15 protein-coding genes are annotated in these 17,579 nt (G+C 71.1%); 9 read left to right on the top strand and 6 right to left on the bottom strand.

The genetic code is table 11. The features are described from left to right. Positions 1-40 precede the first annotated feature (40 nt). Positions 41-1,708 (top strand): fumarate hydratase, encoded by a 1,668-nt coding sequence (locus ACWCPF_RS09215; protein WP_451044350.1) that lies wholly within the window; start codon positions 41-43, stop codon positions 1,706-1,708. A gap of 184 nt (positions 1,709-1,892) precedes the next feature. Here the strand turns inward: ACWCPF_RS09215 and ACWCPF_RS09210 are convergent, their stop codons facing one another. Continuing rightward, positions 1,893-2,402: a hypothetical protein gene (locus ACWCPF_RS09210; RefSeq protein ID WP_451044349.1), complete on the bottom strand. Its 510-nt coding sequence runs from the start codon at positions 2,400-2,402 to the stop codon at positions 1,893-1,895. Continuing rightward, on the bottom strand, positions 2,399-2,920 hold the full coding sequence (locus ACWCPF_RS09205) for a SigE family RNA polymerase sigma factor (RefSeq protein ID WP_451044348.1): 522 nt from the start codon (positions 2,918-2,920) through the stop codon (positions 2,399-2,401). The genes ACWCPF_RS09210 and ACWCPF_RS09205 overlap by 4 nt, the downstream gene beginning before the upstream one ends. A gap of 146 nt (positions 2,921-3,066) precedes the next feature. Here ACWCPF_RS09205 and ACWCPF_RS09200 point away from each other — a divergent pair, with 146 nt between their 5' ends. The 3 genes from ACWCPF_RS09200 (at position 3,067) to ACWCPF_RS09190 (ending at position 7,744) form a co-directional block, all read left to right on the top strand. Continuing rightward, positions 3,067-4,452 carry a class II fumarate hydratase gene (locus ACWCPF_RS09200; protein WP_451044347.1) on the top strand — a complete coding sequence of 462 codons (1,386 nt, stop codon included), beginning with the start codon at positions 3,067-3,069 and terminating at the stop codon, positions 4,450-4,452. Between the two features lie 84 nt (positions 4,453-4,536). Further along, a complete protein-coding gene (fomD, locus tag ACWCPF_RS09195) occupies positions 4,537-5,229 on the top strand; it encodes a cytidylyl-2-hydroxypropylphosphonate hydrolase (protein ID WP_451044346.1) in 693 nt (230 codons plus the stop codon). 316 nt (positions 5,230-5,545) lie between these two features. Then, the gene (locus ACWCPF_RS09190) at positions 5,546-7,744 is read left to right on the top strand and encodes a SpoIIE family protein phosphatase (protein ID WP_451044345.1); all 2,199 of its coding nucleotides are present in this window, start codon (positions 5,546-5,548) and stop codon (positions 7,742-7,744) included. A gap of 89 nt (positions 7,745-7,833) precedes the next feature. On the opposite strand, the gene ACWCPF_RS09185 is transcribed toward ACWCPF_RS09190, so the two are convergent. Beyond that, entirely contained in the window at positions 7,834-10,320 is a 2,487-nt protein-coding gene (locus ACWCPF_RS09185; RefSeq protein ID WP_451044344.1) for a transglycosylase domain-containing protein, read from the bottom strand. Between the two features lie 280 nt (positions 10,321-10,600). Here ACWCPF_RS09185 and ACWCPF_RS09180 point away from each other — a divergent pair, with 280 nt between their 5' ends. The 5 genes from ACWCPF_RS09180 (at position 10,601) to ACWCPF_RS09160 (ending at position 15,495) form a co-directional block, all read left to right on the top strand. After that, positions 10,601-11,569, top strand: coding sequence for an SPFH domain-containing protein (locus tag ACWCPF_RS09180; protein ID WP_451044343.1), 969 nt, complete (start codon positions 10,601-10,603; stop codon positions 11,567-11,569). Then, positions 11,566-11,829 carry a hypothetical protein gene (locus tag ACWCPF_RS09175; RefSeq protein WP_451044342.1) on the top strand — a complete coding sequence of 88 codons (264 nt, stop codon included), beginning with the start codon at positions 11,566-11,568 and terminating at the stop codon, positions 11,827-11,829. The genes ACWCPF_RS09180 and ACWCPF_RS09175 overlap by 4 nt, the downstream gene beginning before the upstream one ends. A 122-nt stretch (positions 11,830-11,951) precedes the next feature. Then, positions 11,952-12,476 (top strand): PadR family transcriptional regulator, encoded by a 525-nt coding sequence (locus tag ACWCPF_RS09170; RefSeq protein WP_451044341.1) that lies wholly within the window; start codon positions 11,952-11,954, stop codon positions 12,474-12,476. Further along, positions 12,473-13,162 (top strand): ABC transporter ATP-binding protein, encoded by a 690-nt coding sequence (locus ACWCPF_RS09165; RefSeq protein WP_451044340.1) that lies wholly within the window; start codon positions 12,473-12,475, stop codon positions 13,160-13,162. Before ACWCPF_RS09170 ends, ACWCPF_RS09165 begins: the two co-directional genes overlap by 4 nt. Next, entirely contained in the window at positions 13,159-15,495 is a 2,337-nt protein-coding gene (locus tag ACWCPF_RS09160; RefSeq protein WP_451044339.1) for an ABC transporter permease, read from the top strand. The genes ACWCPF_RS09165 and ACWCPF_RS09160 overlap by 4 nt, the downstream gene beginning before the upstream one ends. Positions 15,496-15,632: 137 nt before the next feature. On the opposite strand, the gene ACWCPF_RS09155 is transcribed toward ACWCPF_RS09160, so the two are convergent. The 3 genes from ACWCPF_RS09155 to ACWCPF_RS09145 all read right to left on the bottom strand — a co-directional run bounded on the left by ACWCPF_RS09155 (position 15,633) and on the right by ACWCPF_RS09145 (position 17,504). Continuing rightward, positions 15,633-16,061 carry a hypothetical protein gene (locus ACWCPF_RS09155; RefSeq protein WP_451044338.1) on the bottom strand — a complete coding sequence of 143 codons (429 nt, stop codon included), beginning with the start codon at positions 16,059-16,061 and terminating at the stop codon, positions 15,633-15,635. A gap of 4 nt (positions 16,062-16,065) precedes the next feature. After that, entirely contained in the window at positions 16,066-16,446 is a 381-nt protein-coding gene (locus ACWCPF_RS09150) for a roadblock/LC7 domain-containing protein (RefSeq protein WP_451044337.1), read from the bottom strand. A gap of 143 nt (positions 16,447-16,589) precedes the next feature. Next, the gene (locus ACWCPF_RS09145; protein WP_451044336.1) at positions 16,590-17,504 is read right to left on the bottom strand and encodes a MarR family transcriptional regulator; all 915 of its coding nucleotides are present in this window, start codon (positions 17,502-17,504) and stop codon (positions 16,590-16,592) included. Positions 17,505-17,579 lie beyond the last annotated feature (75 nt).

Raw genomic sequence — 17,579 nt, 5'->3', positions numbered from 1 at the left:
ATGGAGGCGGCCGCTGTCTGTCGAGTGAGGAATGGGCGAGATGCCTGAGTTCGCGTACACCGATCTGCTCCCCATGGGAGAGGACACCACCCCCTACCGGCTGGTGACCGCCGAGGGTGTCTCCACCTTCGAGGCCGACGGGCGGACGTTCCTCAAGGTCGAGCCGGAGGCGCTGCGCAAGCTCGCCGAGGAGGCGATCCACGACATCCAGCACTATCTGCGGCCCGCGCACCTCGCGCAGCTGCGGCGCATCATCGACGACCCGGAGGCCTCGGCCAACGACAAGTTCGTCGCGCTCGACCTGCTGAAGAACGCGAACATCGCGGCCGCGGGCGTGCTGCCGATGTGCCAGGACACCGGCACGGCGATCGTCATGGGCAAGCGCGGCCAGAACGTGCTCACCGAGGGCGGCGACGAGGCGGCGCTGAGCCGCGGCATCTACGACGCGTACCTGAACCTGAACCTGCGCTACTCGCAGATGGCCCCGCTGACCATGTGGGACGAGAAGAACACCGGCTCCAACCTCCCGGCGCAGATCGAGCTGTACGCCACCGACGGCGGCGCGTACAAGTTCCTGTTCATGGCGAAGGGCGGCGGCTCCGCCAACAAGTCGTTCCTCTACCAGGAGACGAAGGCGGTCCTGAACGAGGCCTCCATGATGAAGTTCCTGGAGGAGAAGATCCGTTCGCTGGGCACGGCCGCCTGTCCGCCGTACCACCTGGCGATCGTCGTGGGCGGCACGTCCGCCGAGTACGCGCTGAAGACCGCGAAGTACGCCTCCGCGCACTACCTGGACGAGATCCCGGCCGAGGGCTCGCCGCTCGGGCACGGCTTCCGGGACACGGAGCTGGAGGAGAAGGTCTTCGAGCTGACGCAGAAGATCGGCATCGGCGCGCAGTTCGGCGGCAAGTACTTCTGCCACGACGTGCGCGTGGTGCGCCTGCCGCGGCACGGCGCGTCCTGCCCGGTCGCCATCGCCGTCTCCTGCTCCGCCGACCGCCAGGCCGTCGCGAAGATCACCGCCGAGGGCGTCTTCCTGGAGCAGCTGGAGACCGACCCGGCGCGCTTCCTGCCGGAGACGACGGACGAGCACCTCGACGAGTCGTCGGACGTCGTCAGGATCGACCTGAACCAGCCGATGGAGTCGATCCTCGCCGAGCTGACGAAGTACCCGGTCAAGACCCGGCTCTCGCTCACCGGCCCGCTGGTCGTGGCCCGCGACATCGCGCACGCCAAGATCAAGGAGCGGCTGGACGCGGGCGAGGAGATGCCGCAGTACCTGAAGGACCACCCGGTGTACTACGCGGGCCCGGCTAAGACCCCCGAGGGCTACGCGTCCGGCTCCTTCGGGCCGACGACCGCCGGCCGCATGGACTCCTACGTGGAGCAGTTCCAGGCCGCGGGCGGCTCCAAGGTGATGCTCGCCAAGGGCAACCGCAGCAAACAGGTCACGGACGCGTGCGACGCGCACGGCGGCTTCTACCTCGGCTCCATCGGCGGCCCCGCCGCCCGGCTCGCCCAGGACTGCATCAAGAAGGTCGAGGTCGTCGAGTACGAGGAACTCGGCATGGAGGCCGTCTGGAAGATCGAGGTCGAGGACTTCCCGGCGTTCGTCGTCGTGGACGACAAGGGCAACGACTTCTTCCAGGACCCGGCCCCCGCCCCGACGTTCACGACGATCCCGGTTCGGGGACCGGGGCTGGTGTAGTGCCGGTGGAGCGGTGGGGACGACTTCGCCCCCGCCGCCCCTACCCGTCCCGTCCCCCAGGGGCTCCGCCCCCGGACCCCGTCGGCCCTGAACGGGCCTTGTCCTCAAGCGCCGGACGGGCTGCCTGCTGACGCCCGCCCCTGATTGGCGCAGGGGCGGGCGTCGTTGTCAGGTCGGGGCCCGGTCAGCCGGCGCAGATGGTGAAGTCGACCGTGTCGCCCGGCTTGATGGTCTTCGGGGCGTGCGGGGTCACCTCGAGCACCGAGTTCGGCTTGCAGCCCTTGACGGCCTTCTTGGTGACGGTGCCGAGTTTCGTCTGCGTCTTTTCGAGCAGCGGCTTGGCCATGTCCAGGCTGAGGCCCGCGAGGGGGATCCGCGTGGTCGCGCCGTCGCTGAAGAGGTAGAGCAGGGTGGTGGCGTCGTCGCCCTTGGCAGACGTGCTGGTCGCCGCCGGGGTCGAGGCCTTGCCGCCGCCCGCGACCGAGGTGGCCAGGGCCGTGCCGCCGCCGGCCGCGATGAGGGCGGCGGCGACGGCGGCGATGCCGACGGTCCGGCGGCGCCGGGTGCGGCGCTGGATCTGGGGCGCGTCGAAGTCGGGGGCGTCGGCGGAGTTCGCGAAATCGTTCATGGCGTTCATCAGTTCCTGTTCGAAAGGTGTGCGGCCGGAAGCCGGCGCGTCGCCGTACGAAGTCATCGGATTCCTTCCGTGTGCCGCTGGGGCGAAGGTTCGGAGAGTGCGGGGAACTGGCTTCTGAGCTTCTCGATCCCCCGGGCGAGCTGGGAGCGGACCGTGCTCGGCGAGACGCCGAGGTCGGCCCCTATCTCGAGGTCCGAGAGATCGTGGAAGTACCGCAGCACCACGACCGTCCGCATCCGCATGGGCAGTCGTTGCAGTGCGCGCACCAACTGGTCCCTGCTGTCCACCTGTCCGTACTCGTCCCCGGGGGCGGCCGGGTCGGCGCCGTCCGGGTGCGAGGTCGTGGTCAGGCGGCGGAATCTCCGCCAGCGGTCGTTGGCGAGGTTCACCATGATCCGCCGGACGTAGGCGTCCGGAGCGTCCTTCGCAGCGATGGTGCGCCACTTGCGGCAGGCCTTCTCCAGGGTCTCCTGGACGAGGTCCTCCGCCGCCTCACGGTTTCCCGTGAGGACGAACGCGCCCTTGAACAACGCGGCCGATCGAGCGGCCACGAACTCCTGGAAGTCCGTCTCCACACGCTCCTCCCTTCCTGTCACCCCTCCACGACGCGGCCGCCCCCTCGTCTGCTGCATGGCCTCGGTGAGACCTGAGTCACAAGGAGGGTGTCACCCGATCGGCGCAACGCCGGAACATCCCCGCCGTCCCGTTCGCTGTACCGGGCATGAGCGAATTCCGGATCGAGCACGACTCCATGGGCGAGGTACGCGTCCCGGCGGACGCCAAGTGGCGGGCCCAGACGCAGCGCGCCGTCGAGAACTTCCCCGTCTCGGGGCAGCGCCTGGAGCGCGCGCACATCGAGGCCCTGGCCCGCATCAAGGGCGCCGCGGCGAAGGTGAACGCGCAGCTCGGGGTGGTCGACAAGGACATCGCGGACGCCATCCAGGAGGCCGCCGCCGAGGTCGCCGAGGGCCGGTGGGACGAGCACTTCCCGGTGGACGTGTTCCAGACCGGGTCCGGTACGTCGTCCAACATGAACGCCAACGAGGTCGTGGCCACGCTGGCCAGTGAGCGGCTGGGCCGCGGCGTGCACCCCAACGACCACGTCAACGCCTCCCAGTCCTCCAACGACGTCTTCCCCTCCTCGATCCACATCGCGGCCACCGCCGCCGTCACGCGCGATCTGATCCCCGCGCTGGAGCGGCTCGCGGCGTCCCTGGAGCGGAAGTCGGCGGAGTTCGCCGACGTCGTGAAGTCGGGGCGCACCCATCTGATGGACGCGACGCCCGTCACCCTGGGCCAGGAGTTCGGCGGGTACGCCGCGCAGGTGCGGTACGGCGTCGAGCGGCTGACCGCCTCCCTCCCCCGGCTCGCCGAGCTGCCGCTGGGCGGTACGGCCGTCGGCACCGGCATCAACACACCGCCCGGTTTCTCCGCCGCCGTCATCGAGGAGGTCGCGCGGGCCACCGGGCTGCCGCTGACCGAGGCGCGCGACCACTTCGAGGCGCAGGGCGCGCGGGACGGCATCGTCGAGACCAGCGGGCAGCTGCGGACCATCGCCGTGGGCCTGACGAAGATCGCCAACGATCTGCGCTGGATGGCCTCGGGGCCGCGCACGGGATTGGCCGAAATCAGCCTGCCGGACCTCCAGCCCGGCTCCTCGATCATGCCCGGCAAGGTCAACCCGGTGATCCCGGAGGCCGTGCTGATGGTCGCCGCACAGGTCGTCGGCAACGACGCGACGGTGGCCACGGCGGGCGCGGCCGGCAACTTCGAGCTCAACGTGATGCTGCCGGTGATCGCGAAGAACGTGCTGGAATCGATCCGGCTGCTCGCCAACGTGTCGCGGCTGCTCGCCGACCGGACGGTCGACGGCATCGTCGCCCACCGCGAGCGCGCCCGCGAGTACGCCGAGTCCTCGCCGTCCGTCGTCACCCCGCTGAACAAGTACATCGGGTACGAGGAGGCCGCGAAGGTGGCCAAAAAGGCCCTCTCGGAGCGGAAGACGATCCGGCAGACGGTGCTGGAGGGCGGATACGTGGAGCGCGGGGACCTGACGGTTCGGCAACTCGACGAGGCGCTGGATGTCCTGCGGATGACACACCCGTAACAGCGCCAGAAACCTTCACGCCCCGGCGTGAGAACCGTGACGCGCGCCGCAGCGTCGTATGCCCATGGCACCTAATATCTGTGCATGGCAGACGGTGGAGCGGTGAGACGCGTAGGAACGGGCGGCGCGGCCGCTTTCTGGCGGCCCGGGGACCGGATCCTGTGGCGCTACCGGGAGAACGGCGGCGCGCAGGTCCACATCGCCCGCCCGGTCACCGTCGTGCGGGACGACGAGGAGCTGCTCGCCGTGTGGCTGGCCCCGGGCACGGAGTGCGTCAAGCCGGTGCTCGCGGACGGCACCTCGCCGCACCAGGAACCGCTGCGCACCCGGTACACCAAGCCCCGGACCGTGCGGCGCGACCACTGGTTCGGCACCGGCGTGCTGAAGCTGGCCCGGCCCGGTGAGCCCTGGTCGGTGTGGCTGTTCTGGGAGCCGGGCTGGCAGTTCAAGAACTGGTACGTCAACCTGGAGCAGCCGCTGGCCCGTTGGGACGGCGGGGTGGACTCCGAGGACCATTTCCTGGACATCTGCGTGTACCCGGACCGCAGTTGGGGCTGGCGCGACGAGGACGAGTTCGCGCAGGCCCAGCAGGACGGACTGATGGACGTCACGGTGGCCGCACAGGTGCGTCAGGCGGGCCGCCGGGCGGTGGAATCGATCCGTTCCTGGGGGCCGCCGTACAACGAGGGCTGGCAGCACTGGCGCCCGGATCCGTCCTGGGCCGTACCGTTGCTGCCGGAGGACTGGGACCGCACTCCCGCGCACATGTCCACGTGAGACCCTTGATGTGCCCCCGGGCAACAAACGTAGGATCGTCCTCCGCAAGGCACGCAGGTAGTAACTCCCGGAGCAGACGCCGGGTCTGACCGAACGTCACCGAGGGGCGGCAGGACGTGAGCGAGGGGCACGACGGCAACACCGGCGGGATGTTCGACGTCGGCCCCCCGGGCCGCGTCCGGTCCACCCGTGACACAGGAACAACCTCTGACCACGCGGGATTTCCGTTCCGGGGACACGTATTCCGGGTATCGGGTTTCCTGCGGGACCAACTGCGCGCGCGGCGCGCAGCCCCGGACGGACGGATTCGACACGCGTGACGGAGCAGCCCACCTCCTACGAACGCCCCCAGGGCGTCGACCCCACGGACCCCCGTGGGGCACTCCTGCATACCCCGGCGCCCGTGCCGGGCGCAGCCGCCTTACCGCCCGACACCTCGGGCACGGCGACGCGCGGAAAGGGCGGCAAAGGCGGAAAGGGCGGCAAAGGCGACATGGGCGGCCAGGGCAGCCAGGGCGGCGGCCACAAAGCCGCGGGAAACACGGGAAAGGATCCGGCCGGTCCGGAGGCCGGTTCCGACACCGAGCACTCCCAGCCGTCGGCGTCCGACGAGGCGACGGGAGCGTCGCCCGCGCGGGCCAAGCCGAACGTGGGCGAGCATCGGCCGCGCCCCGCGCCCGAGTCCATCCCCGCCCAGCCGGGCGGCGCCGAGGCCCGCCCGGAGCGCGCGGCCGGCCCGCAGGACCGGCGCGGCGGCGGCGCGGTGACGCCCGGCCGGCCCACGCCGATGCGGCGGGACGGCGACCGGCTGCGCTTCGTGGGCGCGGCGACCCGGCGGATCGCCCGCGGCCTGGACCTCGACGAGATCGTGATGGGGCTGTGCCGGGCCACCGTGCCGACCTTCTCCGACGCGATCCTCGTCTATCTGCGCGACCCGCTGCCGGTCGGCGACGAGCGGCCCGCGGCGGACCGCATCATGCTGCGGCTGCGGCGCACCGACCGCATCCCGGAGGAGCGGGACACCGAGACCGGCTTCGCCGCGCTGGCGCTGCCGCCGCCGGAGCCGGGGGAGCTGACCGCCGAGCTGTCGGCGGCGATCGCGGAGCTGTGCGAGGTGCGGCCCGGCGGGGCGCTCGCGGAGGTGCTGCGCGGGGTGCGTCCGGTGTTCGCCGACTCCCCGGCCGCACGCGCCGCGCTGCCCGAACTCCTCGGCGAGGACAGCACCTTGGCCATCCCGGGCGGCCAGCGGGCCATCCTGGCCCCGCTGCGGGGCCGGCGCCGGGTGATCGGCGCGGCGGTGTTCCTGCGCCGCCCGGAGCGCATCCCCTTCGAGAACGACGACCTGCTGGTCGCCGCCCAGCTCGCCACCCACAGCGCGCTGGGCATCGACAAGGCGGTGCTGTACGACCGTGAGGCGTACATCGCCGACGAGCTGCAGCGCACGATGCTGCCGGAGACCCTGCCGCGCCCCACGGGCGTACGGCTGGCGTCCCGGTATCTGCCCGCGGCCGAGACGGCGCGGGTCGGCGGCGACTGGTACGACGCGATCCCGCTGCCCGGCAGCCGGGTGGCGCTGGTGGTGGGCGACGTCATGGGGCACTCCATGACCTCGGCGGCCATCATGGGGCAGCTGCGGACGACGGCCCAGACCCTGGCCGGTCTCGACCTGCCCCCGCAGGAGGTCCTGCACCACCTGGACGAGCAGGCCCAGCGGCTGGGCACGGACCGCATGGCGACCTGCCTCTACGCGGTGTACGACCCGGTCTCGCACCGCATCACCATCGCCAACGCGGGCCATCCGCCGCCCGTTCTGCTGCACCTGGGCGGCCATGCCGAGGTGCTGCGGGTGCCGCCGGGCGCGCCGATCGGCGTCGGCGGGGTCGACTTCGAGGCGGTCGAGCTCGACGCGCCGGCCGGGGCGACGCTGCTGCTGTACACCGACGGCCTGGTCGAGTCCCGGCTGCGGGACGTGGCGACCGGTATAGAGCAGTTGCGGGAGAAGCTCGCCGCGACCGCTCAGCTCACCGGTCCCGACCATCCGCCGCCGCTCGAAGCGCTGTGCGACGAGGTGCTCGACATGCTCGGCCCCGGCGACCGGGACGACGACATCGCGCTGCTCGCCGCCCGGTTCGACGGGATCGCGCCCAGCGACGTGGCGTACTGGTTCCTCGAACCGGAGGACGCGGCGCCGGGGCGGGCCCGTCGGCTGGCCCGCCGGGCGTTGTCGCGCTGGGGCATGGAGGACATGACCGACTCCGTCGAGTTGCTGGTCAGCGAGGTCGTCACGAACGCGGTGCGGTATGCCACGCGACCGGTCACCCTGCGTCTGCTGCGCACCGATGTGCTGCGCTGCGAGGTCGGGGACGACGTGCCTCAGCTGCCCCGGCTGCGACAGGCCCGGGCCACCGACGAGGGCGGGCGCGGGCTGTACCTGGTGAACCGGCTCGCCCGGCGCTGGGGCGCGACCCGGCTGAGCACCGGCAAGGTGGTCTGGTTCGAGCTGAACCGGTCTTAGAACGGCCGCAGAGACGAGGACAGGGCGCCCGGGTCTTCCCGGGCGCCCTGTCCTCGTCTCTCAGGATCTTCGGCTGTCCGACCGGCTGCCTACCGGTTCGGTGGGTCCTCCGGTTCCTCCGGCTCCGTCGACGGGGACTCCGACGCGGGTGGCGTCGTCACACCGCCGGTCGGCTCCGTGGTGGTGGGCGCGCTCGTCGTCGGGGCGCTCGTCGTCGGCTTGCTCGTCGTCGGCTTGCTCGTCGTCGGGCTCGGCTTCTGCGTGACGGTCGCGGACGGGGACGTCGTAGCGGACGGCGAGGTGGTCGGCGACGGGGACGCCGTCTGGACCGCCGCGCCCTGGTCGGTCTCCAGGTCGAACTTGGTGACCTTGGTGGAGACGCCGAAGGTGTACGCCGCCCAGATCTGGGCCGGGAAGCCACCGCCGTTGATCCGGCCCGCGACCGTGGTCAGGCCCGTCGTCGCGCCGGTCAACGGGACCTGGGGGTGAGGGGCCTTCGCGGACTCGCCGAACAGGCCGACCGAGGTGACCAGGTCGGGGGTGTAGCCGGTGAACCAGGCCGACTTGTTGAAGTCGGAGGTTCCGGTCTTGCCCGCGACCTTCTGGCCCTTGCGCAGCGGGTTGTCCCGTACGGACTTCTTGGCCGTACCGTCGTCGACCACGCCGGTGAGCACCGAGGTGACCGAGTCGGCGGCCTCGCGGCTGATGACCTGCTCGCCGATGGGGTCGGTGTGCTTGAACGACGGGTAGGCGCTGTTCTCCGCCGACTTGATGAGCGCCGGGGTGACCTTCTTGCCGTGGTTATCGAGGGTGGCGTAGACGCCGGCCATCTGCAGCGGGCTCGCGCCCATGGTGCCGAGGGTCTGGGCGGGCACGGCCTTGAGGTCCTCGGTGTCCATGCCGAGGTCGTCGGCGACCTTCAGCACCTCGGCCATCCCGACGTCGACGCCCATCTGCGCGAACACGGAGTTGATGGACTTGTTCAGCGCCGTCTGGACGGTGACGTCGCCGTAGTCCGCGTCGTCCTCGTTCTCCGGGGCGAAGCCGATGTCGCTGCCGACGACCGGGCGCTTGCTGGTGCCGTCGTAGATCGTGTTGGCGGTGATCGGGTCGTCGTCCTGCGTCTTGGCGGCCTCGTCGAAGGCCGCGGCGAGGATGACCGGCTTGAAGGTGGAGGCGGGCTGGTAGTCGGTGCGGGTGGCGTTGTTGAGGTAGTGCTCGGTGTAGCTCGTGCCGCCGTACATCGCCTCGACCGCGCCCGTCTTCGGGTTCACGGACACCGCGCCGGCCTGGACGTCGCCGTCGACCGAGCGCTTCTTCTTGTCCAGCTTGCTGGTCAGCTGCTCCTTGACGGTCGCTTCCAGCTTCTTCTGCTTGGCCTTGTCGATGTTGAGCTCGATGTTCCAGCCGCCCTTGCGCACCAGGGCCGCGGCCGACTCGAAGTCGTCGGCGATGCCCTGGGCGACGAGTTGGCGCGCGAGCTCGGCGTTGGCCGCGTCGACCAGGTAGCCGACCTGGCCCTCCTTGCCGGGCGCCGCCTTGGGCTCCTGCGGCTCCGGGAAGGTCATGGCCTCGCGCTTGCTCTTGTCGAGCCAGTCCTGCTCGACCATGTTGTTGAGGACGTAGTTCCAGCGGTTCTTCACCAGGCGCTTGCCGGTGTCGGAGGCGACGGCCCAGTCGTACTGGCTGGGCGCCTGCAGCAGCGCGGCGAGGTAGGCGCCCTGCTCGACGCTGAGCTTGTCGGCGTCGACGCGGTAGTAGGCCTGGGCGGCGGCCTGGATGCCGTAGGCGCCGCGGCCGTAGTAGCTGGTGTTGATGTAGCCGGCCAGGATGTAGTCCTTGGACTCCTCCCGGTCCAGCTTCAGGGAGATGACCAGTTCCTTCAGCTTGCGCGTGACGGTCTGTTCCTGCGTCAGGTAGTAGTTCTTGACGTACTGCTGGGTGATCGTCGAACCGCCCTGCGCGCCCTTGCCCATCAGGGTGTTGAGGACACCGCGGGCGGTGCCCTTGAGGTCGACGCCGGCGTCGTTGTAGAAGGTCTTGTTCTCGGCGGCGACGAAGGTGTGCTGCACCGGCTTGGGGACCTTCGAGAGGTCGACGTTCTCGCGGTTGACGTCGCCGTCGCGGGCGAGCATCGCGCCGTCGTCGTACTCGTAGACGTTGCTCTGCAGGTCGGCGTCGGGGTTGCCCTTGGGAATCGGCGTGCTGACGTACAGCCAGACCAAGGCGCCGATGACGGCCACGGTCAGGCCGAGGAACGTGCCGAGGATCTTCTTCCAGGTGAAGATCCGGCGTATCAGGCTCTTGTCCTTCTTGCCTGCCTTGCCCTTGCCGTCCTTGCCGTCCTTGGCTCCCTTGCCGCCCTTCTTCGCGCCCCTGCGGGCCGCCGCGCGGCCTCCGGTCGCGGGTGCGTCCGCAGCGGCGGCCGAGGCCGTGGCGGTGGCCGAGTCCGGGCCCGGGGCCGTGTCCGGGGACTCCGGCGTCGCGGGCGGCGCCTCCGTCTCCGCCGAGCGGTTCCTGGGCGCCGCGCGGCGGCCACCGCGCTGTCGCGCTCGTCTCTCTTCCGCTCGTCCCATGAGTCCGCTCGCTCCGCTTCCGATTCGGCAGTCACACCAGTGCCCAAGGGCAGGGGCAGGTCAGCTCAGAAAGCTAACACCGCTCTCTATGACGGAACGCTCTCGATCCGGTGTTCAGAGGGCGTGAGAATCAGCACCCCGCCGCGTGGAACCGGTGGAACGTCCCCACCGATTCGACGTACGAGAGGCGTACAGGGTTGCCATCACGCGCTAAAGTGATATCACTTAGCTAGGCAGCTGATTACTGAAACGGCTGATGAACAGAGACGGGGATCCCTCCATGTCCGCACACGACCCCACGGCCACCGCCGACGTCCACGCCGACGCCACGACCGACGCCGTCGACGCTCCGCACATGCCCGACCCGACCGTGCACGAATTCACCGCGACGAGCGTGGGCGGCGGGCTCGCGCTGACGCTCGGCCTGGCCGGGCTGCTGGCCGGCGGCGGAATCATCGCCGCGGGCAGCATGGCGGGCGCGGCCGGCCTGGAGGCCGCGCTGATCACCGGCGGCATCCTGGTCGCCCTCGCCGCGTTCCTCGCGATGTGCGGGCTGAACATGGTGTCGCCCGGCGAGGCCCGCGTGGTGCAGCTCTTCGGCCGCTACCGGGGCACCATCCGCGAGGACGGCCTGCGCTGGGTGAACCCCTTCACCTCCCGCGAGAAGATCTCCACCCGGGTCCGCAATCACGAGACGCCCGTCCTCAAGGTCAACGACGCCTACGGCAACCCGATCGAGCTCGCCGCGGTCGTGGTGTGGAACGTGCACGACACCGCGCAGGCCTCCTTCGAGGTGGACGACTTCCTGGAGTTCGTCGCCACCCAGACCGAGGCGGCCGTCCGGCACATCGCCATCGAGTACCCCTACGACTCGCACGACGAGGACGGGCTGTCGCTGCGCGGCAACGCCGAGGAAATCACCGAGAAGCTCGCGATAGAGCTGCACGCGCGCGTGCGGGCGGCCGGCGTCCGGATCATCGAGTCCCGCTTCACCCACCTCGCCTACGCTCCCGAGATCGCCTCGGCGATGCTCCAGCGCCAGCAGGCCGGTGCGGTGGTCGCGGCCCGGCGGGAGATCGTGGACGGCGCCGTGGGCATCGTCGAGGCGGCGCTCAACCGGATCGCCGAGCAGGGCTTCGTGGAACTGGACGACGAGCGCAAGGCGGCGATGGTGTCCAACCTGTTGGTGGTGCTGTGCGGGGACCGATCGCCCCAGCCGGTGCTGAACACCGGGACGCTCTACCAGTGACCTCCCCCGAAGAGGGCCAGGCCCCTCGGCGTCGGCCGCAGCAGCAGCGCAAGCAGGTGCTGCTGCGGCTCGACCCGCTGGTCTACGACGCGTTGGCCCGCTGGGCCTCGGACGAACTGCGGTCGGCGAACGCGCAGATCGAGTTCCTGCTGCGCAAGGCCCTGAAGGACGCGGGGCGGCTGCCGGGCGAGGCGGGACCCATCCCGCGCCGCGGGCGGCCCCCCGGGGGCGGCTCCACCCCCGGCCCCCCGCCGGCCTGATCGGGCCGGGTCTGTAGCAGAACAGTGACAATCGGCCCCCACCTGTGTTCTCCCAGCCCCCGCCGGCGCCTGCGCACAGCCTGTATACACACCGGGTATACACCGCATGTACAGTCCTTCTCATGTCCATCGGTCACACTCTCCTGGGACTCCTGGAGTCCGGGCCCCGCCACGGTTACGACCTCAAGCGGGCCTTCGACGAGAAGTTCGGTCACGACCGGCCGCTGCACTACGGCCAGGTCTACTCGACGATGTCGCGCCTGCTGAAGAACGGGCTCGTCGCGGTCGACGGCATCGAGGCCGGCGGCGGCCCCGAGCGCAAGCGGTACGCGATCACCGACGCCGGCGTCACCGACGTCGCGCAGTGGCTCGCCACGCCCGAGAAGCCCGAGCCGTATCTGCAGTCCACGCTGTACACGAAGATCGTCCTCGCGCTGCTGACCGACCGCGACGCGGCCGACATCCTCGACACCCAGCGGTCCGAGCACCTGCGCAGCATGCGCATCCTCACCGACCGCAAGCGCAACGGCGATCTGGCCGACCAGCTGATCTGCGACCATGCCCTGTTCCATCTGGAGGCCGACCTTCGCTGGCTGGAGCTCACCGCCGCGCGCCTCGACAAGCTGAAGGCGGCGGTCACCGCATGAACGCCCCCGGGGGATCCCTGCTCGTCGCCGAGAACCTGAAGAAGGCGTACGGCCCGACGATGGCGCTGGACGGCGCCGAGTTCTCCATCCACGCCGGCGAGGTCGTCGCCGTGATGGGCCCGTCCGGGTCCGGCAAGTCGACGCTGCTGCACTGCCTCGCCGGCATCGTGACGCCCGACTCGGGCTCGATCCGCTACAACGACCGTGAGCTCGCGACGATGAGCGACGCCCAGCGCAGTCAGCTGCGGCGCTCGGAGTTCGGGTTCGTGTTCCAGTTCGGCCAGCTGGTCCCGGAGCTGACCTGCGTGGAGAACGTCGCGCTGCCGCTGCGGCTGAACGGCACCCCGCGCAAGCAGGCCGAGCGCACCGCGCTGAGCTGGATGGAACGCCTGGAGGTCGACGACCTCGGCAAGAAGCGGCCCGGCGAGGTGTCCGGCGGCCAGGGGCAGCGGGTGGCCGTGGCGCGTTCGCTCGTCACCGGCCCGCGGGTGGTCTTCGCCGACGAGCCGACCGGCGCGCTGGACTCGTTCAACGGCGAGCGCGTGATGGAGCTGCTCACCGAGGCCGCCCGATCGACCAACGCGGCCGTGGTGCTCGTGACGCACGAGGCACGGGTCGCCGCCTACTCCGACCGCGAGATCGTCGTACGGGACGGCAAGTCGCGCGACATGGAGCGCGTCGTATGAGCGTCAGCCAGTGGTCCCGGGACCTGGGCATGGGCATCCGGTTCGCCTTCGCGGGCGGCCGGGAGGGGTGGGTCCGGGCCGTGCTGACGGCGCTCGGCGTCGGGCTCGGGGTGGCGCTGCTGCTGCTGTCGACCGCGCTGCCGAACGCGATCTCGGTCCGGCACGAGCGCGAACAGGCCCGGCTGGACTGGTCGTTCGCGGAGACCCCGCCGAAGAAGGCCGACAACACCGTCATCGTCGCCGACGTCGACACGGACTTCCGCGACAAGTCCGTGCGCGGCCGGCTGGTCGAGCCGGAGGGGCCGAACGCCCCGCTGCCGCCCGGCCTCGACGCGTACCCGGCGAAGGGCGAGATGCTCGTCTCCCCCGCGCTGAAGAAGCTGCTCGCCTCGGACGACGCGGCGCTGCTGCGGGAGCGGCTGCCTTACAAGATCATCGGGACCATCGGGGAGCGCGGGCTCATCGGCTCGCAGGAACTCGCCTACTACTCGGGCGCCACCGGGCTCGCCGGGGAGATCGGGGCGGGCGATGTGTCCCGGCTGACCCGGTTCGGGGAGAAGAACCTGCAGCCCACGTCGACCGACCCGGTGCTGCTCCTGCTCAACCTCGTCGTGATCGTGATGCTGCTGATGCCGGTGGCCGTGTTCATCGCGGCGGCCGTGCGGTTCGGCGGCGAGCGACGCGACCGCAGGCTCGCGGCCCTCAGGCTGGTGGGCTCCGACAGCAGGATGACCCGGCGCATCGCCGCGGGCGAGGCGATGGCGGGCGCGCTGCTCGGTCTGGTCCTCGGCACGGGCTTCTTCTTCGTCGGCCGCCAGATCGCGGGCTCCGTCGAGGTGATGGGCGTCAGCGTGTGGCCCAGCTACCTCAACCCCTCGCCCTGGCTGGCCGCGCTGGTCGCCGTCGCGGTGCCGACGGCCGCCGTGCTCGTCACCCTGCTCGCGCTGCGCGGTGTGGTCATCGAGCCGCTCGGCGTGGTCCGCGAGACGAAGCCCAGACGGCGCCGGCTGTGGTGGCGGCTGCTGCTGCCGCTGGCCGGCATCGCGATGCTCTACCCGATGATCGGGCAGGGCGCCGAGAACGGCGACTTCAACCAGTACCTGGTGACCGGCGGCGTCCTGCTGCTCCTCGTCGGCGTCACCGCGCTGCTGCCCTGGCTCGTGGAGACCGCGGTCGGCCGCCTCGGCAACGGCGGCATCGCCTGGCAGCTGGCGGTACGGCGACTGCAGTTGAGCAGCGGCTCGGCGGCCCGGATGGTCAACGGCATCGCGGTGGCGGTGGCCGCGGCGATCGCGCTGCAGATGCTCTTCGCGGGGGTGGACGACGACTACACCAAGGCCACCGGCAAGGACGTCGAGCGGGCGCAGATGCAGGTGCAGGTGCCGGACGGCGCCCCGATGGCGGCGACCGCCCAGAAGTTCGCCGACACCAAGGCCGTCCGGAAGGTCACGGCCCTGTGGGAGGGCTATCTCGGCGTCTCCAGCTGGCGCACCGACGACGAGGGCCCGAACAAGGCCACCGAGCTGGCCGTGGGCGACTGCACGGCCCTGCGCGAGGTGGCGAAGCTGCCCTCCTGCAAGGACGGCGACGTCTTCTTCCTGACCGGCTCCGCATACTCCCAGGACAAACCGGAGCTGAACCAGCCCGGCAAGAAGCTGTACCTGGAGTCGAGCTTCGACAGTCCGGAGACCATCTGGACGGTCCCGGCGGGCGTCACGAAGGCCGCTGCGATCGACGACCCGACCGGCTTCAAGCGCAGCGGCTTCCTGGTCACGCCGAGCGCGTTCCCCGAGGACGCCCTGCGCTCGGTCAGCGGTCAGGTGTATCTCTCGGTCGACCGGTCGGTGCCCGACGCCCTCGAGTACTCCCGCAACACGGCGGCCCAGGTGGACCCGCTGGCGTACTCGATGACCTGGTCGGCCAACACGCAGTCCGCGAAGTACGTGTCCATCCGTACCGGCCTGCTCGTCGGCTCCGCCGCGGTGCTGCTGCTGATCGGCGCGAGTCTGCTGGTCGCGCAGCTGGAGCAGCTGCGCGAGCGCCGCAAGCTGCTGTCGTCGCTGGTCGCCTTCGGCACCCGACGGCGCACGCTGGGCCTGTCGGTGCTGTGGCAGACGGCGATCCCGATCACGCTGGGCCTGGCGCTGGCCCTGATCGTCGGGCTCACGCTGGGCGCGATCCTGCTGAAGATGACGGACACGCCGGTCGCCATCGACTGGCCCAGCGTGCTGTCGATGACCGGCATCGGCGCGGCCGTCGTCCTGGTGGTGACGCTGCTCAGCCTGCCGCCGCTGCTGCGGCTGATGCGGCCGGACGGGCTGCGCACGGAGTAGCCGCCGAGGAACGGCCGGGCAACGGCCTGAGCGGGTCGGACGAAGTCGGCTGCGGTTCAGGCGCCGCGGAACGACGGCGCATCACGGCCGGGCCGACCCCGAAGGGCCCCTCGCACCGGCGAGGGGCCCTTCGCCGTTCACAGCTGGTACTCCCGCACCACCCTCCGCACCTGCGCGAACAGCATGCCGACGTTGACGGACTTGCGGCAGACGACCACCGCGACGACGTCCTGCTGCTCGGTCATCCGCACGAACAGGTGGGTGAGGTTCTCGCTGTTGACGAGGATCTCCTGGAAGAAGTGGTTGTCGCTCTGGTGCCCGCGCCGCTCCTTGAAGACATCCTCGATCATCACGACCGTGCGGCCCTGGAAGAGGTCGAGCGTGGCGCCCGCCAGCAGGTCCAGGACCTCGGGCGGATGGTTGTCGACGGTCTCGTAGGAGAGCAGCATGCCGGTCGACATGTCGACGACGCCGGACGCGACGCAGTCGGGGGCATCCGTACGCAATGACTTGACCAGGCCCATCACCTGGTCGGAGAAACCTGGGGTCATACGCTTCGTCGCCATCCCTTCAGGCTCCGGTCTTCTCGGTGAGAATCAGGTCGATACGGCGCAGGGCGGGCTGGGTCGCCGTGTGCAGGCGCTCCACGTCCATGCCCTCGTCGCCGAGCACGACCATCAGCGCGGTGTCCCCGACCGCGTAGAACGCGGCGCAGCCGTGGCTGCCGTAGGCCACCGTGCGGTGCAGGGCGCCGCGGGAGGTCGCCTCGGCGGTGCGGCGGGCGAGGCCGAGGCCGGCCGCGGCGAGGGCGGCGAGGCCCTCCGGGTCGATGGAGTCGGCGGTGTCGGCGGCTATGAGCAGTCCGTCGGCCGCCGCCACCGCGGTGTCGGTGATGCCGGTCACCTGCTCGCGCAGGCCGCGCATCTCCCGCGCGAGGGCATTGTGGTCCATGAAGGCAACTCCCCTGATTCTGATCGCATATGACCGTCTGTTTTCATTGGGGGTTTCGCGTGGGGGCATTTGTGTGCGGGGGGCATTTGCGTGGGGGCATGCGTGTGGGGGGCATGCGTGTGGGGGGCATGTATGCGGGGTCGCTATTTCGCCGGCGAGTTCCGCAGGCGGAAGAACTCCTTCCAGCCGGTGCCGTTGCCGGCGTCGTCGTCGTCCTGTTCCGGTGTGAGCGCTTCGTTGATACCGCTGGCGCCGGGCCGGCGGCGGGGCAGCGCGTGCGCCTCCTCCGGAACCGGCTGCGGCGGCGGGAGCGCGGGCGGCGCCGGTTCCCGGGGGCGCACGCCGTGTCCGTCGGGCGGCAGCCGGACCGGGATCGGGCGCGGCGCGTCCACGCACTCCAGCAGCCCCTCGCCCAGCATCCGCGCCACCTCCACGGTGACGGTGTAGACCCCGCGCCCGGTGCGGAAGGCGAGGTCGCGGGCGGTGCGCCGGCCGTCCGCGTGGGCGAGCAGCTCGCACCGCAACGCGCCGAGGCGGGCCGCCGCGTAGGACAGGGAGGCGGGCACGGGCCGCTCCCGGTCCGGGCGCACGGGGCAGGGCAGCGCCAGCAGCGCGGCCAGCTTGCGCGACGCCTCCTGGAGCAGCCGGGTGGGCGGTTCCCCGACGGCGACCGCGGCGGGCGGCGGACCCTCCGCGAGGCCGCGTTCACAGCCGTCGACACTGCCCGCGACGACTGCGAACGCGGCGTCCTGGAGGGCCATCGCGCAGACCACCCGGAGCTGGGCGGCCCCGGCATAGCCGTGGGCGATCAGCCCGGCGGCCGGCCAGCGCGCGCCGCCCGACTCGCGCACCAGCCCGGCCCACTCCTCGCCGCCGATCCTGCCGGAGCGCAGCAGCAGCGCCTCGGGCGCGGGCGCGCCCGGCGACTCGACCGCGACGACCAGTCCGCCGTACAGATGGAAGGCGCCGCCGGGCGCGCCGAAGACGCGCAGTTCCCCGGTGAAGCCCTCCCGGCTGCACGCGGCAAGGTCGCGTGCCAGCACTTCGTAGCCCGACATCACTCCCCCAGGGCCTCTCGCACATACGCCTGACGCGTAGCGCTGAGGAGGGAATGTGTATCAGTCGGGGCGCAT

Source organism: Streptomyces sp. NPDC001858 (assembly GCF_053594615.1).
The sequence above is the reverse complement of the archived record's forward strand: the minus strand, read 5'-3'. Positions and strand labels throughout refer to the sequence as shown.